Origin of the sequence: Pedobacter sp. V48 (assembly GCF_000523515.1) — a bacterium.
GTDB lineage: Bacteria > Bacteroidota > Bacteroidia > Sphingobacteriales > Sphingobacteriaceae > Pedobacter.
The window spans coordinates 410,889-433,408 of record NZ_AWRU01000032.1; the positions used below are offsets into that span (position 1 = coordinate 410,889).

The following is a 22,520-nucleotide window of genomic DNA, read 5'->3' on the forward strand; positions in this document are numbered from 1 at the left end:
GATGAAGAAAACTGTAGTAATAGATGTTGTTGGCTTATCCTCGAACCTTATTGGCAAGCATACCCCCTTTCTAGAGCAATATATAAAAGATAAAAACCTTGGAGCAATAGCACCAATGTTACCGGCAGTAACTACCAGTGTACAATCAACTTATTTAACAGGAAAACAGCCAACAGAACATGGTGTTGTCGGGAACGGATGGTACGACCATATGGATTCGGAAATCAAATTCTGGAAGCAATCAAACAAGCTTGTACTTGCAGAGAAGATCTGGGACAAAGCAAAAAAAGAAGACCCTGATTTTACCTGCGCCAATATGTTCTGGTGGTACAACATGTATTCAAATGCTGACTACAGTGTAACTCCACGTCCAAATTATTTAGCTGATGGCAGAAAACTTCCTGATTGCTATTCGGAACCTGCAGAACTACGCGATATTTTACAGGATAAATTAGGTCAGTTTCCGCTTTTTCAATTTTGGGGACCAGGTGCAAATATAAAATCTAGCCGATGGATTGCTGATGCATCTATGATTACCGAGGATCTTTACAATCCTACCCTTACCTTAATATATTTGCCACATCTGGATTATTGTTTACAAAAATTCGGTAGCGACTTTGATAAAATCAGTAAGGAGCTTGGTGAGATAGATGAATTGATAAAGGATCTGGTAACATTTTATGAAAAAAAAGCAGCCAATATTATTATTCTATCCGAATACGGTATTGTTCCGGTAAGCAAACCGATTCACTTAAACAGAATTTTTAGAGAAAACGGACTGTTACAGATTCGTATAGAGCGAGGTTTGGAATTATTAGATGCGGGGGCTTCTAAAGCATTTGTGGTTGCGGATCATCAGATTGCACATATTTACATCAATGATCCAACAGTAACCGACCAGGTAAAAACTATTCTTGAAAACACTCCTGGCATTGCTATGGTTTTAGATAAAGAAGGCAAAAAGAAATACGGAATGGACCATGAAAGGGCCGGCGACTTTGTATTGGTTGCTGAACCTGCAAGCTGGTTTACCTATTATTTCTGGCTTGACGACGCAAAAGCTCCTGATTATGCCAGGTGTGTAGATATTCATAAAAAACCAGGATATGACCCTGTTGAAATGTTCATGTCTTCTAAACCGCGTGCGGCATACAAACTATTAAGAAAAAAGGCAGGTTTCCGTTATGTAATGGATGTTATTCCATTGGATGCCACCTTAATTAAGGGTTCGCATGGCAGCATCAACACCCCTGCGGAGTTTCATCCTGTTTTAATTACAGATCAAAAGCTAAACAACAGCAATGTACAGGCGACGGAAATTCATGATTTGATCTGGAAAGCGCTAAAGAGGTAATTCTATAGGGTTACCAACTTATTTCTATTCTTATTACATTTGGTTCAAACACACAACATACAAATGAACCACTATGGACTCAAGAAGAGACTTTCTTAAAAAAGCTGCCCTATTGTCTGGGGCAGTGGGTTTACCCAATGTAATTCCTATGTCTATCCAAAAGGCAATGGCAATTGAAGCAGATCMMNNATCNTNASCTWWKATNGRWNNAGAGCRTMKTGTARKCCTGATGCAAGAGAACCGCTCTTTTGATCATATGTTTGGTAAGCTCAAAGGTGTCCGTGGCTTTAATGACCCAAGAGCTTTTACACTTCCTGATAAGGATAAGGTCTGGTTACAAAAGGACAATGAAGGAAAAACGTACGCGCCGTTTCACGTAGACATTAATAAAACAAAAATAACCTGGCAAGGCGGTCTGCCTCACTCCTGGTCGGACCAGCTTGCTGCCCGAAACAATGGCAAGTATGATAAATGGGTTCCCGTAAAATCACTTATGTCTTTAGGATATTATGACAGGACAGATATTCCTTTTTACTACTCAATGGCCGAAGCCTTTACGATTTGTGACCATAATTTCTGCTCATCTCTTACCGGCACTACTCCAAACAGGTTATTTTTCTGGACAGGTAACATTCGCCCCGAGTTAAACGGGAGTTCGGTAGCAGCTGTAAACAATTCTCAAGCAGAATCAAGAGACGGTGCTTTTGTAGATTGGGATACATTTCCAGAGGTATTGGAAGATAATGGAATTGATTGGAAAATCTATCAAAATGAAATATGGACAGCCGATTTACAAGGTGATAATGTAGATGATTGGTTAGGTAATTACGGGGACAACGCAATTGAATACGTAAAACGCTATAACGTTAAGCTTGCGGCATATTTCAGAAAGAATGGTGATTTGACAAGAAAACCTCCCCTCACTGCAGCACAGGTAACCGAGAAATACAATAAGCTATCTACCCGTGAAAAGAATTTAATAGACAAAGCATTTGCAAGCAATATAAATGCGCCGTTTAACTATCTGGAGCTTGCTCCATTTACGTTTACTAATGACCAGGGAAAAGAAGAAACTATCAGCATCCCTAAAAATGATATCTTCTATCAGTTCCGTTCTGATGTTGATAATGGCAAACTACCCACTGTTTCAWGRMWRSYNGCYCCWCAMWGMWKCWCAGRTNNCMKASWARYWCAMYAWKSTATSKNACATKRTMWSYWTSTRAAKCGNCTKKMCATNTTTMASAAAGAAYSSTGAKNNGWMWRGAAAAMSWCMSYTYNNTKMWSCWYASGTANRMYGANAAATNACRRYWANCTWYSAKCMNATSMMWCMRTRKGTAGTTYSMMAWNNTAWCRANNCATCANARCGGAAAAGTTTCTGAAGGAATCTCTGTTGAGGCTGATTACGAGCTAAAAAAAGATAGTCCAATTGGATTAGGTTATCGCGTGCCAATGATCATCGCCTCGCCTTGGAGCAAAGGAGGTTATGTAAATTCGCAAGTTTTTGACCATACCTCTTCACTAATGTTTTTAGAAAACATACTTAGCAAAAAAACCGGGAAGAAAATTCGCAGTAATAAGATTAGCAGCTGGAGAAGGGTAATTTGTGGCGATCTGACATCAACTTTCAGACCTTCAGAAGGGGTGTCATCTGTTACACCAACACCGTTAAAAAGAGAAGAAGTTGTTACCAATATTCAAAATGCAAAAAACAAACCGGCACAGGTTAAGCCAAATCCTTTATCGAAAAGTGAAATAGACTCAGGGGCGTATTTGCCACAACAGGAACGAGGAACAAGTAAGGCATGCGCTTTACCTTATCAACTCTTTGCAGAATGTAATCTTGATCGTTCTAAAACCAAAGTAGAACTTCAGCTAGAAGCAGGGAGAGGCAATTTCGGACAAAAAGTATTGACTGTTGGAGCGCCCTTTAATGTATACACTACCAATCTATACAATGGGCAGGCAGGAAAGACCTGGGCGTATGCAGTAAAAAATGGAGACAAAATTTTAGACCCCCTAGCGTTACAAAACTTTGGGAATGGGCAATACAATTTATGCATAAGCGCTCCTAATGGTTTTTTCAGAGCATTTAAAGGCGATAAAGATGATCCTTTGTTAAAGATTAACTGCCATTATGAGGTCAAAGGGTTCTTAAGCAAAAAACCAAGTGGTAACATTGAACTTATTCTTGAAAATGAGGGCGATCAGGATTTAAAGATAAATGTTATCGACAACGCTTACAAAAGCGATATTACCAGATCGATATCATTAGATAAGAAAAGCGGGAAAACTTTCATTATTGACCTGCAAAGGAGTTCAGGATGGTATGATTTTACAATTCAATTAGAGGGCTACAGCGTATTTTCAAAGCAATATGCCGGGCATGTTGAAACAGGAGAAGATTCGATAACAGATCCATATATGGGTGGGGTGGTTTAAACCTCTCCCATTTTTTCGTTTACCACAATTTTTTCAGTTACTGTATTTTCAGTTACAGGTTCTTCAATTGTGGATACCTGTGCCTCTGCGGCAACCATTTCTTCTTGTATTTCAGGATCAAGTTCTACACACCCTTCTTTATCTTTTTTTGCAAAAAGAATGGGATAGATGAGCATCAATGCACCTGCAATAAATAAAAATCCGGCAACCGACAATATGTAATTACTTGATTCCATTTTGTTCACACTCATCACTTTATAAGCAATTAGCGCCAGCACGCCCAATATAAAGGCAATTACTGCTTTCTGAAGTTTTAGCGTTTTAATCATGACCAGAGGGTATTAAAATAGTTTTAAATAGTGACAAAAATCAAACCATTTTCATAAAGGCATCTAAAAAGGTAAGGTCGTCATTTTGAATTTATTTTTTTTAATAATATTTGCGCAATCAAATGATTGCACGTATATTTGCAACCACATAGTTGCAAAATGATAACAAGAAGAGACGTATTCCAAGCCATAGCTGATCCTACCCGCAGGGAAATTATTCAAAGAATAGCAAAAGAACCTTTGAACCTCAATGCCGTAGCTGACGCTTTCGATATTAGTAGACAAGCGATATCAAAACACATACAAATCCTCACTGAATGCGGATTAGTAGTAATTAAGCAGGTAGGCAGAGAACGATTTTGTGAGCCTCAACTTGATAAGCTAAATGAAGTGGCTGACTGGGTTGAGCAATCCAGGAAACAATGGGTTAGCAAATTTGAAAAACTAGACAATTACCTACAAACTAAACAGAAAGAAGATGGAACAATCTAAAAAAGAACTTTTCATTACGCATCTTTTTGATGCCCCACGTGAACTTGTATTTGAGGCCTGGACAGATCCAGAGCAATTAAAACACTGGTATGCACCCGATGGCTGTACTATTGAATTCAAGTACATCGATGTAAAAGAGGGTGGCACCTTTCACTCCTGTATTCATGATCCTATACATGGAGATTGTTGGATAAAGGGCGTCTACGATCAGGTTATATTTCCCGAAAAGCTAGTTTTCTCAATGATTCTAACGAATGAAAACGGCGAGTCAATAGCATCTTTAGCTGCCGGAAAACCTGAAGACTGGCCAGAAGAAACCATTACTACAGTGACTTTTACCTCAATTGGAAATCAGACGAAATTAGCTATCCATCAAACTGTTTCCGAAGAGGACGCCAGACAAACAGGTGCTTATCAAAGCTGGATCAAAATGTTCAATAAATTAAATATTCTAATCGCGATTAAAAACTAAAAGCATAAGGATTTACAGAAATATAACATTTAGCTGTCACAATGCAGCTATAAATGCCTATTTATCATAGCAATAGATATATTCTACGTATCTTGTGCGTTATTCAAAATATGAGCGAAATTATAAACGAAACGCAGGTAGGAACTACTGACAAGAAAAAACTGGCTTTTGAAGAAAAGCTTCAGGAGATTGATAACAAATATTCTAGATGGTTTGGTACAAAGAACAACCCATTTACCGGAGCACCGGATAAAATTAACAACTACTTTCGTTATTTCTATACCGCTGAAGGTGAAATTCAACTTTACTTAAAAGATGGACTTCCTTTAGAAATAGGTAAAGATTGCAGAAATGCATTTAAAGCAGTTTTTAATAATTAAAACTACTAAAAGCCAATCCCCAGCTTTATTTTTTTAATGCTGAAACAATAAGAAAAATAGGCCTGCGCAATTCATCTTGCATTCCAGGAATAGTCATTAAAGATACTTCATCCGGCTCTGGTTCCACCAGGGCCGTTATTTCAAAACCATTTTTTAATAACCCGTTAATATAGGTAGTTAAAGTCCTGTGGTATTTGACAACTTCCGCTCCCAAAAATCTTGCCTTTCTAATTCCCTGATCGAAATATTTATCAACCGGCCAATGAATGCGTTCACCCGCTTCATTATAAATCCAGTCCTGACTTCCATAGGCAGTAAATATTGGATGTTCAACTGAGAAAACAAAGACCCCTCCAGGAGAAAGACTTCGGTGCACTTTACGGCACACCTCCTCAAAAGATTCTAAATAATGGAAAGCAAGAGAACTTATCACAACATCAAAAGAATCTTCAGGGAAATCAAAAGCTTCAATTGCCATTCTCTTATATTCAACAAATGAAAATTTATTCATTTCGTTGGCAGAATTCAGCATTTTTTCTGACAGATCTATTCCTAATACTGATTTAGCACCATGTTCTGCAGCGTATTGGCAATGCCAGCCAAAGCCGCAACCTAAATCTAAGACATGTTTACTTTTAAAATCAGGAAGCATTTTTTGAAGAACGTGCCATTCGCCCGCTCCTTTCAACCCTTCTATTGAACGAGTCATTTGGCTATACTGCTTAAAAAAAGCAGGATCATCATATTTATTTTCTTTCATAGGTCTATTTATTACTTGTCAAAGCTAATAAACTCAATTTATTAAAAACAGACGTTTGCTTTTGCTAAAACGACTTATTAACTTCAAGTAATGATTTAAAAAAACATATATTTGATTATCATGACCAAAATAAACCATTTATTACTTTTCATTTGCATGGTTGGATGCCTTGTGGCTTGCAAAAAGGATTTCCCCGAGGACGACCGTGATCCATATGCTCAACTTGCAATAGATACTGTAGCGATTAGAGCCTTTATTGTAAAAAATAATATTAATGCACAAAAAGACTCAGAAACAGGAGTGTTTTATCAAATTCTTGAAAGAGGAGCAGGTAATATAACCTATCTGGATACAACAAACATAACAGCAAACTATACAGGCAGATTATTAGATGGGACAGAATTTGACACCAAAACAGGTGCTAAATTTAAACTAAGCGATGCAATCTATGGCTGGCAAGTGGGCATTAAGCAAGTTCAAAAAGGTGGTAAAGTCAGGATACTCATTCCTTCAATTTATGGTTTTGGAAATATACAGAATGGTCCGATCCCTGCAAATTCCATATTAGATTTTACAATGGAAATCACAGATTTAAAATAAAAAACAAATTAAAATATTTATCAGATCATTAAAAGGAGGCTATTGCCTCCTTTTTTATGTATAGAATTATCATAATATTGTCATTTGAAAAATTACTTAGTGTATTTATTACACTATCTAAAAATAATTCTTACATTTGTATTGTTAATACAGCGTAGCTGATTATTAAACGATTAAAACAGACAATGGTGCGATTATTGTCTTAAAGAAAAAGATCCCGTTCATACTGGGTTTATATTTGGTTAAAAAGAGGTAGTGCTTGGATAAGACTACCTTTTTTTTGTACCCTAATTTTAAGGTCTAGTTCTTCTTTTCTTTAAACACCTTCAAATCCGACTTAATCTTCAGCATCAAATTATAATCAGACAATTCCAATAACTCTTCTTTGTCAGGCCTGTATTGTTCCATAAATAAATCAAGGGAATCGCTTTCAAGTTTAGTAAGTGATGAAACAAAAGATCTCCCAAATCTCGAATCTATGTAAGCCTGCTTTTCATCCTCATAAAGTCTTTTCTTTAACTTATTCTGAATATCATTTTTTCCTCCTAATAACCTTACCAATTGCAATACGTCAATCTTTACAAACTCAAACCGGCCCCTCGGCTGATAGGAGTTTATAAAAACATCTTTAATACCAATAGGTTTATAATTGAACTCTCTTGCAAAATCTTTCCTTAGTTTTAGTGAATCCGCTTTGTGATTCCGTTGACCAAAAATAACAACTTCTTCAAGGTCTAAAGAAGTCGGCGTAAGCCCAATTGTCATTATAGGCGGTTTCCAATCTTTTACAAGAACATATCTTTTTTCATAGCCTAATCCTGAAAACCATACGGTATCCGTTACAGAGGCAATTAATGAAAAATCTCCAGTAACGCCACTCATTTTTTTTGTGTATTTCAATTCTATTGAAATACCACCTAGCGGACGTTCTGTTTGCATATCTATTATTTTACCTTTTATTAGCTGTGCGGAAACATCCAGATATAACAACATGAAAACCAAAAAGATAGAAATCCTTAGCATTAGATTTTTCATTAATAAACGAAACTAACACATTCTGTACAGGCAGATAAAATTTTAACAGTATTTAACTGATGACAATTCCATGATAAATAAATGTTTAAACATTTATTACATTTGTCCCCGAGAGCGTTAATTTAAAGGGGGTAAGTCGAAAGGCCTATCCCCTTTTCTTATTTTAAACCATTTCTGGGCGCAAACAATTCTATAATTTTCTTTTCTAGTTTGTCGATTCCTTTTGACCGTTCGTCGTATTTTAATGACCCATGGTATAAAACAGACAATACCTGTGCAACTTTTCTTTTGACGGAAGCATCTTATTAATAAAATAATCAAAGAATCTTAAATACACACCGTCATGAAAACCCTTACAAAAACTCTATTTGCTTCTGCGTTTACCGCAATCATTCTAACATCTTCCGCTATCTCAACTTTTGCTGCAAATCCCAGCCCTCAACTACTTTCATTTAAAACAGGCACTATTACATTTAACAAGGTTGTTATCAGTGGAAACGTAAAAGTTATTTTAGTGAAAGGTCAGGAGGAAGAAGTCAGAATTGACGAATACTATAATCCTTCAAAAACTACAATCGCTAGAAAAGGTTATCATCTGCTAATCAATTCTACTGATAAAAATCCTGTCACCATTACAGTTACAGTAAAGGATTTAAACAGAATTCAGGCATCGGGTAATGCATCAGTAGTTACCAAAGGCATACTCAATCTTACTTGCTTGCAAATCTTTTTAAATGATAATGCTACCGCCAACGTAAGAACCAATGCAAACAGCATGTATACCATTCTTAAAGGTGAATCTACCTTAAAATTAAGCGGTACTGCTGATTCACATACTTATATCGCCAATAATATGGAGAACATTAGCTTTGAAAATTTTGTATGTCAGAAAACAGATAGACTAACGGATGAATCTATGGCCTCTAAATAAAAAGATCCGGGCCATTAATATTTCTTCATGATTTTAACTAGCATTTCCGCTATAATCTGATAACCTTTATCTGAGGGATGCAAACCATCGAAAGTATTGTCTCTTGCTTCTATCGGATAAGGGTATTCATCAGTATCTGGATTAAAAGGAATATCTTTAAAATCAGGGTAGCTATAATTTTTATAACTTCCTGTTTCAGGATCCTTTAATCTTTTATACTTTACCAGCGTTTTTAGCTCCATGCCACTTTTATTATAAAGGTCCACTACTTTATAATGTTCATGACGGCCAATTTCATTAACAGCATCTGCAAATTGCGATAGCATCTGTCCTTTTTTCTCTTTATAAGAGCCCCATGCGTTATTATGACTATTGGCAATGTATACAAAATCTACACGTTGCATTGGAGTAATCAGAATAATTTTAGCATCAGGATTAAGGGTTTTAAGCTTGTTAATAATGATACGATATGAGCCGTAAACTGTTTTGAGACCAGTATTATTGACATAGTCGTTTAAGGTTCCCAATGGTTGACCTGACCACCAATCATTTGTGCCTAAAAAAACTGAATATACATCTGATTTTTGGAGGCCAAGATTTTCAATTTCTTTGGCAATACCAACAGCTGTCCAACCATTATGGCCTTGATTAATGTAACGAATATTAGGCAATTTGCTTACCACCCTGGTCATGTAACCACTGGTAACCCGGTTACCCGTTTCGTCCTGATGTTCATTTAAGTAGGTAATGGAGTCACCAATAGCAGTCCATGTAATTTCCTTTTGTGTAAAAGATCCAAGGGTAACTATAATGGTAAGCAGCAATAATATTCTTTTCATTTGAGATCAAATTAACATTTACTTTATAGTAAACATAAGAATAAAATACGACTGCAATCTATCTGGCTATACTTCTTTTATATACCGTTTTCACAAACAAAATTGGTTTATTCAGTCGGCCAGACCTTACCAAATAATTTATGATGATTAAGAATAACATAGCTACTTATTTAACAATACCTGCAAAACGCTGGTAAAACACGGTTGGACTATTTTCATTTTTAGGAGCATACTTGCCTGCGATAATTGGAATATAAATTACCCTCCTACGACTTTGTTCACCAATTACGGTAGATTGTGCAACACGATGCCATAACCTTCCATCGTGGATCGTAAGATCCCCAACCTCTGGCACTACTGCAATTTCTTCAGCATCTTCATCATGGTCAAGAAAGTATTTCTTTCTGAAAAGCATTTGATAAAGCCCTTGTTTGTGGGTACCTGGAATTATTCTTAAACCACCATTTTCAGGTTCCAGATTATTTAAATGGATTCCCACATTAAGCATCGGATTTAACTTTTGACCATAAAAAACATCTCTTAACCCATCAGTATGCCATCCCATTTTGGTGAATTTACTATCCGGGCCATTTACATAATGATTAAAAACCATTCCGTCTTTTTCGCTTTCACCAAGTCTGGCACCAGTACCAGCAAGCTCCAGTAAGCCACTTAGTCTCGGATCAAGTAAAAGACCACTAAAGACCGAATGATGCTGGTTAATAAATGCAAATCGTTGTACGATAGAAGAACCATCAAGATCACGCCCATATTTAATTGGAACGCCATTAATCTTACTTACATCCTTTTCTAACCAATTTTTTTGCACTTCCAAAGAAGCATCTACAATTGATTTTACAGTTTGAGGTGTTATAAAGTTTTTGAAATGAATAAAGCCATTTGTATTAAAAAAGTCTTTTTGTTCAGCGGTTAAAGTTTCAGCTAATGAAAACTTTGGATATGAAGTTGCCATAGGTATATTTTATAAAAAATTAAAAGAAGGTATTATTTGAAATCAGAGGTGGGTGCAGACGACCCTAAGAAATTAACAGCAACAACACTGCATGGGCTTCATCATCTGAAGCATCGCCATGGAGTGATTTAATGAAAAGTTGTTATCTGTTTTAATAGACATAGTCTATGTGTTTAGTAGTTTATTTTACAAACATATAAAATATATTGAATACCAAGCATTTATTTTAAAAAAATATTTTCTGATTATTTGATTTTATAGATACCGGCTGTTATCTTCTCAATAAGTGATTTTGGTAAAACTCTATTCGCATATGCCGAGATAATATTAGTGAAACCAGGTATAACTTCTGCTTTCCGACTTAACATCGCTTTAACCGCAATTTCGGCAACAACATTTGCATCCATATTAAATTTTTCAGCTATATCGTTTATAACCGATAGCCCTGCCCTTTCGGCAAAACCAGTTCCAACAGGTCCGGGACTGAGACAAGTTATCGATATGGATGAATCTTTAAGTTCGTACCTTATAGCCCTGCTAAAAGACAAAACATATGATTTAGATGCCGCATACATCGCCAATGTAGGCACAGCCTGATATGCAGCCGTACTAGAAACATTAAGCACATAACCTTGTTGATTTTGTCTTAAAAGTGGAAGCATATAATATGTAAGCTCAGTAAGTGCTGTTACATTTAGTTGCAACATATTAAGCTGCTCATCTAAAGGAAGACTTTCAAATTTCCCCCAAACACCAAACCCTGCATTATTAACAAGCACAGAGACCGGAAAAGAGTTGTCTGTGCACCATTCCGTAACCCGCTTTGCAGCTCCAGGTACAGATAGATCCAGTGCAAAAACTTCCACACAAACATTATACTGGTTGGAAAGTTCCAGTTTAAGTGCATTAAGTTCAGGAGCTGACCTTGCCACAAGCAAAAGATTAAACTTTCTTTTCGCTAACGAAATGGCTATTGACCTTCCTATTCCTTTACTTGCTCCTGTTATTAATGCGAATTGATTCATAAGGCTAAAAATGTAAATTTACAATAAATCAGCTCTAATTATTTTGAAAAACAAAGCACTCATCAGAATCGTCATCGCTTATCTAGTTTTGGGTGGAATATGGCTACTTATAGGATCGCAATTTATCGGTTGGCTTGATCGGCAATATCCGACAACTGATTTAAGGAACTTATATTACCTTAAAAACTTCATATTCTTAATTGGCACTGCTATAGCGGCAGTAATAGGATTGAACCATCATTATAGCAGTCTGCTAAACACAGAAAGAAGACATAAAAATGATCTTATCGAACACGAAAAGCAGTTAAACGATCAAGTACTTCTGTACAATACGGTTACCAGGGCAACCAATGATGTGATATGGGATTATGACATAGCCAATGATAAATTAACCTGGATGAGTGGATATAAAGAGATCTTTGGGCATGAAGATAATGAGGTTATTCACAACTCTTTTTGGGCTATGACCCGGGTACATCCCGATGATCAGGCCCGTATCATTTATGAATTTGAGAAAATCATAAAAACAAGAGGGACTAAATGGAAAGCCGAATACAGATACCTTTGTCAAGATGGTAGTTACAAACATGTTTTTGACCGCGGCTATCTAATCTTTGATGATTCTGGCAACCCACTTAGAATGCTTGGAGCAATGCAGGATATAGATGTAAGGGTAAAACATGAAGAGCAACTTATAGCTCAGAATGAAAAATTAAGGGAAATTGCCTGGCACAACTCGCACGAAGTAAGACGACCTCTGTCTAACCTGATAGGCCTTATCCCATTATTAAAGGATTCAATTGGCGACCAGGAGGCCCTTACTGGTTTAGTTAATTTCCTTGAGATCTCAGCAGGAGAACTGGACAACGCTGTACTCAAGATCAATGACCAAATTTAATAAAGAAGCCTGCACCAATATCGGCACAGGCTTCTTTATTAGAGCAATTACAAATCTATTTAACTGCCAAAGCTTTATCAATTAAAAAAGTCAGATTTGTACGGTGAGCTTTTGTCTGCTCATTTGTTGAAACCGCACCACCAAGCTGAGTTTTTACCTTTTTTAAGGTGGATAATGCCGCAGCTTTACTTGCATTATCATATCCCCCAGGTGAAGAAACGATGCTTGCCGAAGCTTTTACAAATTCCGTTTGCAGGTTTTGACGGAATAGGTTCACATTCGATTTAAGATCTGCCGCAAAAATATCATTCGCCAAATCGTTCATTACACTTGCTACAGAATATGTGTTACCATAAAGACCGCTATTGTTTATTCTGGTCAACGTATTTGGATGTAGAATTTGCGCAAGAGTACTCAACTGTATAGACATGAATGTATTCTGAGGCTTAAAGTCTTCATTGCTTCCAAAAAATCCAAATCCACGTCTCTGAATTTGAAGATAAGGAAATAGCGGGCTATCAGCATCAAAAGCATTAGGAGCGAACACATATTTACCCAATAGTGCCATTGCCTTTTTTTGATAGGCAACAGGAACTGGAGTAAATGGGGCAACAGTTGTTTTTTGTCCCACAAAACTTCTATCTACATATACACCGCCAACAAAACGACTTATTGCTGCAGCAATACTTGCTCGCTGTCCGTTAAGCTGCTGATAGCGTAGGCGCAACTCCTGATAGCTCTGACCAGTTCTGCTAAAACGAGACTTCAGCTTTGGCATCATTGTGTTAATCAATTTAAACCTATCTTCTCCGTAAGCAACCATATCATTAGTCTGATCATTAACATTCACTCTCGGATCGATACCACCGCCCGGGCTTCTCATGTCATCTGCATCATTACCAAAGGCAAGCTGTGGATCTGTACTGCGACTCAAAATCTTATTTAATCCGGCTTCTTCTTCCGACTCACTAAATGGAGTATAGCCATACTCTATTGCCCATAAATCGTATGGACCTGCTTTAGTGGTATAATAATCACCTTGTTTACTACGATCGCTACTTACATTTATAGCAGGGTAATCCATTACAGATCCTTGCAATCCAATTTTACGGGTAAGTGCTACATCATTCATTTGAGCAGGAGTTAACATCTGACTGGCCTTCATATTATGATTAAGTCCAAGTGTATGCCCCATTTCGTGCATGATAAGGTAGTATAAGAACTGTTTATGCATTTCACGAACTGTCTCAGCTCTTTTTGCTTCAGGAACATCAGCATCCAGCGCTTCAATTGCTGTTAAACCAGTTTGATACTGCATACTTAACTCCTGGGCCAATGTACAAGACGCCATGTGGTTTTTATCGAAACTGTGCCCTTGACCTGATTTTGAAGACGTAGCCTCAATAGGATTTTCCCAAGGCAGCTTTAAAGCAGAATTGCCACCGTTGTAAAGGTCGTCGGTAATAATTGTGCCTGCTCCAGAGCGCCATTCAACAGTAATATCAGCACCTAAAATCTGGCCAGTTAACGGATTATAAAAACTTGGCCCTATTGCACCATAAGAAGGATATGCCGAGGATACCCAACGGATTACATTGTAAGCAATATCAGCCGGATCCCAGCTAGCCGTATCAGGCATTTCTTTCATTACAACAGCATTCCTGAAACCTGCTTTTTCAAATGCTTCATTCCATTTCTCACCCGCTTCTTTTATAATCGGGCGATACTCAAGAGGCGTAGTATTCTCAATCCAGAATACAATTGGTTCTACCGGCTCGCTTAATGCGGCTGATGGGTCTTTCTTTTTAAGGTTCCAACGGCTAATAAAATCTTTATATGGTGCTGGTGATAAAGAAGTCAGGTTATCCACTTCCGATCCAAAATAACCGACCCTTGGATCATCACGTCGGGCGCGGAAATCATTCTTAGGAACTTCAAGAAAAGAATGCTGCATTTTAACCCTTACATAGCGGGCATCTGTAATGTCTTTTCCTCCACCATTTAAAGGCACAGGGTTATCATATGCGAGTTCCACTACCACATCGGTATTTCCCGGGAATGAGCGTATCTTTTGGTACTTTGATTTAGAGGTATTTAGGTTTCCAAGATTAAATACGGCTCCAGGAGGCAAAGTTGGAGGGAAAACTGGTTTAACCGGATCCAGTTTGTCTCCAAGAAAAAGACCATCTACAGCAATCAGGTAACCTAATGAATCTTGTGCAGCTACCTTATCACTATAGAAAACTGCATCTGATACATCAACATCTGCTGATTTACTTACCGGATTGGCTTTATCATAATAAAAATTAGTATTCTTTTGAAGGAGCTCAATTTTATCATCAGATTTCTGGATATAGAATAACCAGGTAGTTCTGATCATATTTTGATTAAGGAATAAAGTTGTTGGCCCACCCATCGAGAAACTTTGATAAATGTAATTCTTGCCTAACTGATCTTTCTTTATATACATCTGAAGGCTACCCGTTACGGTATCTCTATACATTGAAAAAAGACCGTCAATCTTTTTACTTGATTTTATTTTGTCATTTATTGTTGGTTTCGCGGGCTTGGCCATCGCTTTTTTTAACGAATCAGCGGCCAGTTCTTTTTTCTTCTTTTTTTGGGCAAAAGCGCCCCCTGCCAAGAATAATACCAGCGTGAGCAGTGTAATGGTTCTTTTCATATGAAATAATAGTTTGTTTTGGTTATGAATTTATCTTGTGTATGATGCTTTCACGCAATAAATGTTACTAAAAATATGAATTTTCAGGCAAAAAGAATATGTCAAAATCGCTTTTCAGAAAATTAACCTGGGCAATTAGCCCTTTAACCGGTAATTTATACCCAGGACGATGAACATTACAACAAGTCCTCCAATCACATAGCGGTTCTCATATAAGTCTATTTGGGTAATGTTGGTTATAGGAGTATCCTGAGGTTCGTTTCTTTCAGCTTCACTATATTTCCACATACCCAACAACCGACCTTGTGCTTCGGCCTCAGCATCGGTGTAGGCTGCAGCTCGATCAAAGCGAAACTTAAGTAAAGCATAAGCATATCCTTCACGGATCATCTGTTCATTTATGTCCACTCCATCAAGCACAACATACCTTAACAGTCTCGAGTATCTGTCTCTGTCTTTTGATTTATGATCGCTGGTCAATTCAACATCTCTTCCTTCAATCAGCTCTGCTAAGTGTTCCTTTGCATCAACACCATAAAAATCCTTCATTTCAGGGGCATTTATACCTACTAACCTTACCCGCTCACCTGATTCAGTTACGAAAGTATCACCATCAACAACACGCCTAACCTTTGTGAATTGTCCAAAGCACAGATTATGGCTTACAACAATTAAAAACAGAATTATATACTTCATTTGAAGCGGCAATGATAAGCATAAAAAAATTCTGATTCAACTTAGGAAATTGGGAGCGAAAGCAATGGTATTCTTAATCCTGACGCCATAATACGTGTTTTACTCCGGTGAATAATAGAAGCCCAGAACCCATATTTTTTTGGCACCATGATCAATAGATCAGCTCTAAAATCGATAATTTCTTTTTCTATTTCCTTGATCACTGCATTGGAATTTACGTTCTTATAGTAGTAGGAAATGCCTTCAAGTCCATCATCAATGGCACTTACTTCCGGTAAAGACCCATTTAGCGTTTTTAGTTCTTCAACTTTCTGACTTACATTAAAAACTTCAACCTCGGCGTTCAGTGCTATTGCCAGTTCTTTAATATTTGCAAGCACTTTTTCTGATATACCCCGCAAAACATCACAAGCAAAAAGCACATTTTTAGTACCTTCAAACCGGGCTCCCAGCGGAACAGCCATAACGGGCAAATTGAGTTTCTTAATTGCCGAGGTTGTGGTGTTTCCCCAAAGATCCTGTTCCAAAGTTTTAGTATTCATGCCTAGTACAACTAGGGCAGCCTGGTGCTTGTCTATTAAACTTTTCAGCGCCTCCTGAACAAAAGAAAGGTTTGATTCATGTTCTACCTCTATATCATAATCGATAGACAGGGATAGTCCTCTTTCGATCAAACGAATCTCATTATCAGTTATCAATTTTTGTATGCTGGCTGCTGGCAAAAGAGTGTTTGCAGCATGGGTAGGAATTACAAAAGAATTATATAGTATGAGTTTTGCATCATTATGTTTGGCAACAGCAGCGGCATATTCAACAGCGTTTTCGGCTACCTCCGAAAAATCTGTGGCTACAATTATGGGGTTCATATTTAAAGTATTAGTTATTTATAAATTTAGGCATATACTACTTTATAAAATAGGCCGAACCCCCGTTAAACCGTTATTTTACTTTAATCTTAGATTTCAATCGTAACATGGCAATGGCATAATCCACCAGGATAATCCGTGATTTCTCAACTATAGGAGAAATCTCTTGAATTAGCATACCAAACTTGAATTGACATAAGCAAGAGATCTCTCCTATCGTCCTTTAGATTTGTTTTGATTATTTTTAGAATGAGAAGGAAGCAGAAGTAAACTATCCTTTCGTCAGAGTTTGGACTGCCGCTTTAAGATTAAATAGCTGAACTGCGATAAGATTACTTGCTGTGTATAATTATAGCTGCGCTTAACCCTGCCCCACCAGGACTTCCATTTATAAAAATGGTATATATCTTTCCAGCCTCAAAAGTTATGTTAGATAACCCGTTGCCAGCAATAGGCAATACTGCCTGAGTCGTATTGTTCCTAACCTCAAGATTCTTTGATGCAACAGCATCAATTTCCTYAAARSRKYMARGMRTTYWSCWANTMAARCCNCKRKAYKGWTGCMSSNGMMTKYMSATNTAGCWTYANTAGGTAATRMKGSWSTKWTYKCYAAMRTTGNCATATGNCAACGTTAGAAAAAACTGCAGCATTACCTACTAAAGCTAGATCTACATTCGGTGCATCAGGAGAAAAGTTTGCAAACCGAACTTTTGCCTTACCAGAAACCGGCGCTGTTAAATCATCATACACCAGTACCAGACTATCTCTGTTTCCCGGATTCAATTTACTAGGCTTACGTTTGGCTACCGCGAATAAAGTATGATAATAACTTGCAATAGGACCATTAGGAGCTGCAAAAGAGGCTTTATCAGTTTCCTGTACAAAGGTGGCACTTCCTCCAAATACATATGATGATTTATAGCTCGTGTTACTCCCCTCCGTTGTATTGTATTGCACTTTTCCGTATTGAGTATCCACATAATCGGTAGCGGCATTATGAACAATCAAAGCCGTATTTATCTGTCTCGTAAAGTCAAGGAAGTTAATAGGTGCCGTAATAGACAATGCGTTTACCAGTTTAACTTTAGCACTTAGAGCCGGCCTGTCGGCATTATCCGAATCCAGGTAGTCCGTTTTTTTGCAGGATGTAGACACAATAGCAATCACACCCAATATCCCTGCGAACTTTATATTTAAAAATTTCATGATCTCTCTGTTTTATAATTAGAACTTAGCCGATAATCTTACAAATGGCTGTATACCTGTATTTGTTCCGGCTTGTGTACCACCTGGGCCCGGGTTGCGTGTAATATTACTTCCTGGTGCCGGAATACTATAATCGCCCAGAACATTGAATAAGTTATTGGCACCAACCGTTGCCAGTAAACTTGGGGTAATTCTATATCCCGCCGAAACATCAGCTATCCAAATCGGACTAAAAACCTGGTAGTAGTAATCTGGTTTGGGGAAATTAGCATTAAGCTGCGATACCGATGTTACCGATCCAAAATACACTGTCCGCACCAAAAAATTAAACTTATCAAGGTTATAGGTTCCCTGCAAGGTTATTTTCTTTGATGGAATGTTGTTTGTTACCCTTGCTTTTTCCGATTCATCAAAAATTATGTATCGGTAAGCTTCTAATCCTTTTGGCGTATTTACTTTGGTTAGCTTAGTATCTAAAAAGTTTGCACTGGCAAGAAATGTAGCATTTGCTCCATTATTGAACAGGAACTTGTAGCTTCCGGTTAACTCAATACCCTTTGTACTGGTGCTAAATGAATTATAAAAAAACTTTGCCTGTATGGTACCTGTTTGAACAAATAAGGCCCTAACATCGGCAGGCAAATTGGTATCAGTTGCTGAAAAGCGTCCGGTATTACCAACCCTGTCTTTAATGTCAATCTGGTAAGCGTCAACGGTAAGTTCCACATTTGGTATTGGCGATGCGGTTAAACCGGCCGTATATCCCTTAGATCTTTCTGCTTTTAATTCCGGAATCCCCAATGCTTTTGTAGCCGGATTTACATTGTTTGCGGTAACCTGATCTATGGCTACGCCATTTTGAAAAGTTGTAGAGGTTTCAGTATAATAAAACTGCGCAAGGTCAGGCGCCCTGAATCCGGTGTTTATCGATCCCCTTACCCCAAGCCAGTCGGTAACACTATAGCGTGTTGCACCTTTATAAGTAAACACACTTCCAAAGTCCGAATAATTCTCGACACGTACCGCACCTGAAAGTAACCATTTTGAAGTAACATTTAACTCCAGATCTAAATATCCGGCAGAAATAGATCTGTTTACGTTCACCTCATTTGATGGGCGAAAACCTGCATGGATCTGCGAGCCTGGCGACAGGCCATTTAGTGGTGTTAAACCTAACGAAGTAGTATAAGGAATACCTCCCGCAGTTGTATCTACTCCATAAATTGCCCTCAAATCTCCTTTTGAATATGAGGCTTCCTCGCCTGCAATGATCTGATAGCTCTCTACACGATATTGACCGCCAAATGCCACATTCAGTCCTTTTAGCACTTTCTCAAAATAGCGGCTAAAATCCAGACTGGTTGTATTCTGACTCGCATTATAACTACCTGCATCGAACTTGCGTGGTGTACGCTGACCCAAACTTGCATTCAAAGAATTAGTGATCACATTCCCAAAATCATTAATCCCATACACATTTGAAATGTCAACTTTCCAGTCTTTTACCTTTGCTTTTACGCCCAAGGCAAACGACTTATCAGAAATGATGTTATCCATTGCCGGTAAAAACCCATCTGGATAAATAAAGGTATTGTTGCGTTCAGTCCAGCCCGGTAAACGGTATACTGCTGTAAATTGTGAATTACGGTGACTAATACCTCCAAACGAATACAACTCCACATCTTCCTTTAAAGGAACAGAAGCGTTAAAGAAAAGCAATCCATCTATGGCTTTATTTGTACTGCCTCGCTGATCAAAATAGTGCCTGTCAATACCTCTGCTGGCTATAATCGCATCGTCAATCTCTTTAGTATAGATCTGATCAAACCCCCTTGTATTAGCGCCGCCCCCATAGGCAGGTCCTATATACAACCCCGCATCATCATTACCAACCGGCAACGATACGGCCTGAGTAGCAAATTCTCCGGTTACGTTCAAAAAGCCGCCTTTATTTCCAAGCTTAACCCCATAATTACTGCTGGTTCTTGTGGTTAATCCATCGCCGCGTCTGCGTGCACTTGCAGTTGAGCTAAGCGACAGCTGGTCGGTACTTTTCTTTAAAACTATATTAATAACCCCGGCAATAGCATCAGAACCATATTGGGCTGCAGCACCATCGCGCAGTATTTCAATTCTTTCAATAGATCCTGTCGGGATGGAATTAAGGTCATAACCTGTTGCGCCATTACCTAATCCACCCCAGCTAATGTTTGAACTTTTATGTCTTCTTTTTCCATTAATCAATACCAATAACTGATCTACACCAAGTCCTCTAAGCTGTGCTGTTGATGTTGCCGAAGCTGCATCTCCACCACCTGAAACAGAGGAATGAAATGACGGAGATACGTATTGCAGTAATTGTGTAACCGTTACCTGTGGTGCCGATTCCTGAAGCGCTTTTATATCAATAATATCAACAGGGTTTGCTGAGGTAAGCTTAGTTCTGTTTGCATTGTTGGAACCAACAATATTAACCTCACTCAGTGAACTAGACGAAGGCTTAAGACTAATATTTATTATTTCCTTACCATCAATCTCTGCCTCCTGGGTTTCATATCCGATGTAAGAAAAAATCAATATCCGTCCATTCTTAATTGTAACCTGGTAACTTCCATCCTCCTTTGTAGCGGGCCCTTCATCAAGCCCTTTTACCCTTAACGAAACTCCGGGTATAGGCGAATTATCGTCTGCTGAGGTAACCACCCCCTTAATTATGCGTCGTTGCGCATATAAATTTTGCCCATAAAAAAAGCTAAAGAACAACAGTACCGGTATAATTTTTTTCATTATGATTTAGTTAAGTTTAGACAAAAGGATATCCCCTACATGCATTTAAGCATATATTCCATTTGTCAGTTATATGTTTTTACTTGTTCAACAGGAACCTGTCGTCGGTAAGCGCACCCAGAAACGCTACAATATCATCCATTTCCTGACTCGATAGATTTAGGGGTTTATCCAATGATAAGTCTCTGTTAATACCATCATTAACCACTACCGACGGATTATTGTAGTATTCTACCACGCTTTTTAAAGTTTTAAATTTACCGTTATGCATGTATGGAGCTGTTAACGCCACATTACGTAAACCGGGTATTTTAAACTCTCCCAATACAGTACTGTCCTTTGTTATGCTGAACCGGCCGGCATCATTCAACGTTTTCCCATTATACAAGCCGATATTTTTAAACCTATCGGCTGTAAAATCTTCACCTGAATGACAGTTGTTACAATTCCCCTTGCCTATAAACAGAAGGCGTCCGCGTATGGCGGCTTCCGACATGGCGTTGTCATCTCCATTTATGTATCGGTCATAAGGGCTGTTATTTGTTTCCAGCGTCCGTTCAAAAGCAGCTAGTGCTTTCAACAAATTATCTTTATTCGGCGCTGTTTTAAATACTTTTTTAAAAGCGTCTGCATAGAATTTATCGTTATTAAGTCGTTCAATTGCCTCGTTAATGCTTAAGCCCATTTCATCAGGCGATGTTATTGGCCCTAAAGCCTGCTCCTCAAGTGATGAGGCACGGCCATCCCAAAAAAAGTGAGTACGGCCAGATAAGTTGGTTAATCCCGGAGAATTCCGGGATGTAAGTTTTCCACCAATACCTTTACTAAATACTGCAGTATCAGCAAAAGCAAATTCCGGTCTGTGGCAGGACGAACAATTAATTGTCCGGTCTTTCGATAGTATGTTATCAAAAAACAGCTTACTGCCAAGTTGCTCCCGGGTCTGTATCTCGTCGCTACCCGACATGAAACTTAACTGGGTAATCAACAGGAAAACAAAGGCTATCAGTATAAGTAGGGTATTTCTTTTTTTCATGATTATTGTAAAGTCATGCAATTATTGAGCATTAGCAACCAGTGCCACGTCGATATCAAAATCATCATAGATTACTTTATCGCCCAGGTTCTCAAAGAAGTTTTTAGAGCGGAATTTAATGTCGTATTTGGTACGGTCTATAGTGATCTTGGCATTAGCTGTTAACTTTTTACCATTTACAGCAATTGTTGCCGGGAAACTGACTTCGTTGGTTATCCCTTTTATTGTTAGTTTACCTTTAACATTGTATTGGCTACCTGTAGTTTTGGTAGCAGAAATGATTACAAAATTCGCTTTAGGAAACTTCTCTGCACTAAAGAAATCTTCGCTTTTAAGGTGTCCTACTAATTTTGCATTCGCACTTTCATCAGTAAGGTCAGCGTTCGTTATTGTCCGGGTATCAATATCAAAGCTCCCCGCTTTTAAAGTATTATTCTCTACCGTAAAACTACCGTTGCTAACTTTAACAGATCCACTATGTTCACCTGTAGCTTTTTTAGCCAGCCATGTTAATTTGCTGCCTTCATTGTCGACTTTAAACACCAACGCTTTAACAACGGCACCTTTATCCGGTGCTACTTTTTTAGCAGATAAAACTGTTTTATTAGAAGTTGTTGGTTTTACAGCTCCGGTAAAAACCAACAGTGAAGTTGCAGTAATTGCAGAAAGAGTTAGTATTAATTTCATATTCTTTGTTTAATTATTTAGTGGTTTTAAAT

Annotated in this window: 20 protein-coding genes and 1 pseudogene; 9 read left to right on the forward strand and 12 right to left on the reverse strand. The window is 37.9% G+C overall.

Annotated elements, in window-relative coordinates:
- Position 1 precedes the first annotated feature (1 nt).
- The 3 genes and pseudogenes from N824_RS23880 to N824_RS23895 all read left to right on the forward strand — a co-directional run bounded on the left by N824_RS23880 (position 2) and on the right by N824_RS23895 (position 3,793).
- Positions 2-1,354, forward strand: a complete 1,353-nt coding sequence (locus tag N824_RS23880) for an alkaline phosphatase family protein (protein ID WP_048907613.1) — start codon at positions 2-4, stop codon at positions 1,352-1,354.
- A gap of 229 nt (positions 1,355-1,583) precedes the next feature.
- A pseudogene (locus N824_RS23885) lies at positions 1,584-2,609 on the forward strand (alkaline phosphatase family protein).
- Between the two features lie 194 nt (positions 2,610-2,803).
- Entirely contained in the window at positions 2,804-3,793 is a 990-nt protein-coding gene (locus N824_RS23895; RefSeq protein ID WP_052334259.1) for a phospholipase domain-containing protein, read from the forward strand.
- On the opposite strand, the gene N824_RS23900 is transcribed toward N824_RS23895, so the two are convergent.
- Entirely contained in the window at positions 3,790-4,122 is a 333-nt protein-coding gene (locus N824_RS23900) for an isoleucyl-tRNA synthetase (protein WP_200869930.1), read from the reverse strand. The genes N824_RS23895 and N824_RS23900 overlap by 4 nt on opposite strands.
- A gap of 159 nt (positions 4,123-4,281) precedes the next feature.
- Here N824_RS23900 and N824_RS23905 point away from each other — a divergent pair, with 159 nt between their 5' ends.
- The 3 genes from N824_RS23905 (at position 4,282) to N824_RS23915 (ending at position 5,466) form a co-directional block, all read left to right on the forward strand.
- On the forward strand, positions 4,282-4,614 hold the full coding sequence (locus N824_RS23905; protein WP_048907614.1) for a helix-turn-helix transcriptional regulator: 333 nt from the start codon (positions 4,282-4,284) through the stop codon (positions 4,612-4,614).
- Positions 4,601-5,086 carry an SRPBCC domain-containing protein gene (locus N824_RS23910; RefSeq protein ID WP_048907615.1) on the forward strand — a complete coding sequence of 162 codons (486 nt, stop codon included), beginning with the start codon at positions 4,601-4,603 and terminating at the stop codon, positions 5,084-5,086. Before N824_RS23905 ends, N824_RS23910 begins: the two co-directional genes overlap by 14 nt.
- Positions 5,087-5,196: 110 nt before the next feature.
- Positions 5,197-5,466: a hypothetical protein gene (locus N824_RS23915; RefSeq protein ID WP_048907616.1), complete on the forward strand. Its 270-nt coding sequence runs from the start codon at positions 5,197-5,199 to the stop codon at positions 5,464-5,466.
- A 25-nt stretch (positions 5,467-5,491) separates the two neighbouring features.
- Here the strand turns inward: N824_RS23915 and N824_RS23920 are convergent, their stop codons facing one another.
- Entirely contained in the window at positions 5,492-6,226 is a 735-nt protein-coding gene (locus tag N824_RS23920; protein ID WP_048907617.1) for a bifunctional 2-polyprenyl-6-hydroxyphenol methylase/3-demethylubiquinol 3-O-methyltransferase UbiG, read from the reverse strand.
- A gap of 120 nt (positions 6,227-6,346) precedes the next feature.
- On the opposite strand from N824_RS23920, the gene N824_RS23925 reads away from it, so the two are divergent.
- Positions 6,347-6,826 carry an FKBP-type peptidyl-prolyl cis-trans isomerase gene (locus N824_RS23925; RefSeq protein ID WP_048907618.1) on the forward strand — a complete coding sequence of 160 codons (480 nt, stop codon included), beginning with the start codon at positions 6,347-6,349 and terminating at the stop codon, positions 6,824-6,826.
- Between the two features lie 300 nt (positions 6,827-7,126).
- On the opposite strand, the gene N824_RS23930 is transcribed toward N824_RS23925, so the two are convergent.
- Positions 7,127-7,861 (reverse strand): hypothetical protein, encoded by a 735-nt coding sequence (locus N824_RS23930; RefSeq protein WP_048907619.1) that lies wholly within the window; start codon positions 7,859-7,861, stop codon positions 7,127-7,129.
- 343 nt (positions 7,862-8,204) lie between these two features.
- Between N824_RS23930 and N824_RS23935 the strand changes: the two genes are divergently transcribed.
- A complete protein-coding gene (locus tag N824_RS23935; RefSeq protein ID WP_048907620.1) occupies positions 8,205-8,792 on the forward strand; it encodes a GIN domain-containing protein in 588 nt (195 codons plus the stop codon).
- A gap of 14 nt (positions 8,793-8,806) precedes the next feature.
- Here N824_RS23935 and N824_RS23940 read toward each other — a convergent pair whose 3' ends face one another.
- The 3 genes from N824_RS23940 to N824_RS23950 all read right to left on the reverse strand — a co-directional run bounded on the left by N824_RS23940 (position 8,807) and on the right by N824_RS23950 (position 11,629).
- Positions 8,807-9,631 (reverse strand): SGNH/GDSL hydrolase family protein, encoded by an 825-nt coding sequence (locus N824_RS23940; RefSeq protein WP_048907621.1) that lies wholly within the window; start codon positions 9,629-9,631, stop codon positions 8,807-8,809.
- A 166-nt stretch (positions 9,632-9,797) separates the two neighbouring features.
- A complete protein-coding gene (locus N824_RS23945; protein ID WP_048907622.1) occupies positions 9,798-10,604 on the reverse strand; it encodes a phytanoyl-CoA dioxygenase family protein in 807 nt (268 codons plus the stop codon).
- A 245-nt stretch (positions 10,605-10,849) separates the two neighbouring features.
- Positions 10,850-11,629 carry an SDR family oxidoreductase gene (locus N824_RS23950; RefSeq protein ID WP_048907623.1) on the reverse strand — a complete coding sequence of 260 codons (780 nt, stop codon included), beginning with the start codon at positions 11,627-11,629 and terminating at the stop codon, positions 10,850-10,852.
- Between the two features lie 43 nt (positions 11,630-11,672).
- Between N824_RS23950 and N824_RS23955 the strand changes: the two genes are divergently transcribed.
- Positions 11,673-12,527, forward strand: a complete 855-nt coding sequence (locus N824_RS23955) for a PAS domain-containing protein (protein ID WP_048907624.1) — start codon at positions 11,673-11,675, stop codon at positions 12,525-12,527.
- Positions 12,528-12,582: 55 nt separating this feature from the next.
- Here the strand turns inward: N824_RS23955 and N824_RS23960 are convergent, their stop codons facing one another.
- The 6 genes from N824_RS23960 to N824_RS23990 form a co-directional block, all read right to left on the reverse strand.
- Positions 12,583-15,210 carry a zinc-dependent metalloprotease gene (locus N824_RS23960; protein WP_048907625.1) on the reverse strand — a complete coding sequence of 876 codons (2,628 nt, stop codon included), beginning with the start codon at positions 15,208-15,210 and terminating at the stop codon, positions 12,583-12,585.
- Positions 15,211-15,345: 135 nt separating this feature from the next.
- The gene (locus N824_RS23965; protein ID WP_048907626.1) at positions 15,346-15,906 is read right to left on the reverse strand and encodes a thermonuclease family protein; all 561 of its coding nucleotides are present in this window, start codon (positions 15,904-15,906) and stop codon (positions 15,346-15,348) included.
- 41 nt (positions 15,907-15,947) lie between these two features.
- Positions 15,948-16,772 carry a universal stress protein gene (locus tag N824_RS23970; protein WP_048907627.1) on the reverse strand — a complete coding sequence of 275 codons (825 nt, stop codon included), beginning with the start codon at positions 16,770-16,772 and terminating at the stop codon, positions 15,948-15,950.
- A 1,224-nt stretch (positions 16,773-17,996) separates the two neighbouring features.
- Positions 17,997-20,765 (reverse strand): TonB-dependent receptor domain-containing protein, encoded by a 2,769-nt coding sequence (locus N824_RS23980; RefSeq protein WP_052334260.1) that lies wholly within the window; start codon positions 20,763-20,765, stop codon positions 17,997-17,999.
- A 79-nt stretch (positions 20,766-20,844) separates the two neighbouring features.
- A complete protein-coding gene (locus N824_RS23985; RefSeq protein WP_048907629.1) occupies positions 20,845-21,801 on the reverse strand; it encodes a cytochrome-c peroxidase in 957 nt (318 codons plus the stop codon).
- 21 nt (positions 21,802-21,822) lie between these two features.
- Positions 21,823-22,488 (reverse strand): YceI family protein, encoded by a 666-nt coding sequence (locus N824_RS23990; protein ID WP_084498436.1) that lies wholly within the window; start codon positions 22,486-22,488, stop codon positions 21,823-21,825.
- Positions 22,489-22,520: the final 32 nt, after the last annotated feature.

What these genes read in the sequence shown, in the direction of transcription:
- N824_RS23880 (WP_048907613.1), top strand. Translation starts at nt 2, where the DNA reads ATGAAGAAAACTGTAGTAATAGATGTTGTTGGCTTATCCTCGAACCTT.
- N824_RS23895 (WP_052334259.1), top strand. Translation starts at nt 2,804, where the DNA reads ATGATCATCGCCTCGCCTTGGAGCAAAGGAGGTTATGTAAATTCGCAA.
- N824_RS23900 (WP_200869930.1), bottom strand. Translation starts at nt 4,122, where the DNA reads ATGATTAAAACGCTAAAACTTCAGAAAGCAGTAATTGCCTTTATATTG.
- N824_RS23905 (WP_048907614.1), top strand. Translation starts at nt 4,282, where the DNA reads ATGATAACAAGAAGAGACGTATTCCAAGCCATAGCTGATCCTACCCGC.
- N824_RS23910 (WP_048907615.1), top strand. Translation starts at nt 4,601, where the DNA reads ATGGAACAATCTAAAAAAGAACTTTTCATTACGCATCTTTTTGATGCC.
- N824_RS23915 (WP_048907616.1), top strand. Translation starts at nt 5,197, where the DNA reads ATGAGCGAAATTATAAACGAAACGCAGGTAGGAACTACTGACAAGAAA.
- N824_RS23920 (WP_048907617.1), bottom strand. Translation starts at nt 6,226, where the DNA reads ATGAAAGAAAATAAATATGATGATCCTGCTTTTTTTAAGCAGTATAGC.
- N824_RS23925 (WP_048907618.1), top strand. Translation starts at nt 6,347, where the DNA reads ATGACCAAAATAAACCATTTATTACTTTTCATTTGCATGGTTGGATGC.
- N824_RS23930 (WP_048907619.1), bottom strand. Translation starts at nt 7,861, where the DNA reads ATGAAAAATCTAATGCTAAGGATTTCTATCTTTTTGGTTTTCATGTTG.
- N824_RS23935 (WP_048907620.1), top strand. Translation starts at nt 8,205, where the DNA reads ATGAAAACCCTTACAAAAACTCTATTTGCTTCTGCGTTTACCGCAATC.
- N824_RS23940 (WP_048907621.1), bottom strand. Translation starts at nt 9,631, where the DNA reads ATGAAAAGAATATTATTGCTGCTTACCATTATAGTTACCCTTGGATCT.
- N824_RS23945 (WP_048907622.1), bottom strand. Translation starts at nt 10,604, where the DNA reads ATGGCAACTTCATATCCAAAGTTTTCATTAGCTGAAACTTTAACCGCT.
- N824_RS23950 (WP_048907623.1), bottom strand. Translation starts at nt 11,629, where the DNA reads ATGAATCAATTCGCATTAATAACAGGAGCAAGTAAAGGAATAGGAAGG.
- N824_RS23960 (WP_048907625.1), bottom strand. Translation starts at nt 15,210, where the DNA reads ATGAAAAGAACCATTACACTGCTCACGCTGGTATTATTCTTGGCAGGG.
- N824_RS23965 (WP_048907626.1), bottom strand. Translation starts at nt 15,906, where the DNA reads ATGAAGTATATAATTCTGTTTTTAATTGTTGTAAGCCATAATCTGTGC.
- N824_RS23970 (WP_048907627.1), bottom strand. Translation starts at nt 16,772, where the DNA reads ATGAACCCCATAATTGTAGCCACAGATTTTTCGGAGGTAGCCGAAAAC.
- N824_RS23980 (WP_052334260.1), bottom strand. Translation starts at nt 20,765, where the DNA reads ATGAAAAAAATTATACCGGTACTGTTGTTCTTTAGCTTTTTTTATGGG.
- N824_RS23985 (WP_048907629.1), bottom strand. Translation starts at nt 21,801, where the DNA reads ATGAAAAAAAGAAATACCCTACTTATACTGATAGCCTTTGTTTTCCTG.
- N824_RS23990 (WP_084498436.1), bottom strand. Translation starts at nt 22,488, where the DNA reads ATGAAATTAATACTAACTCTTTCTGCAATTACTGCAACTTCACTGTTG.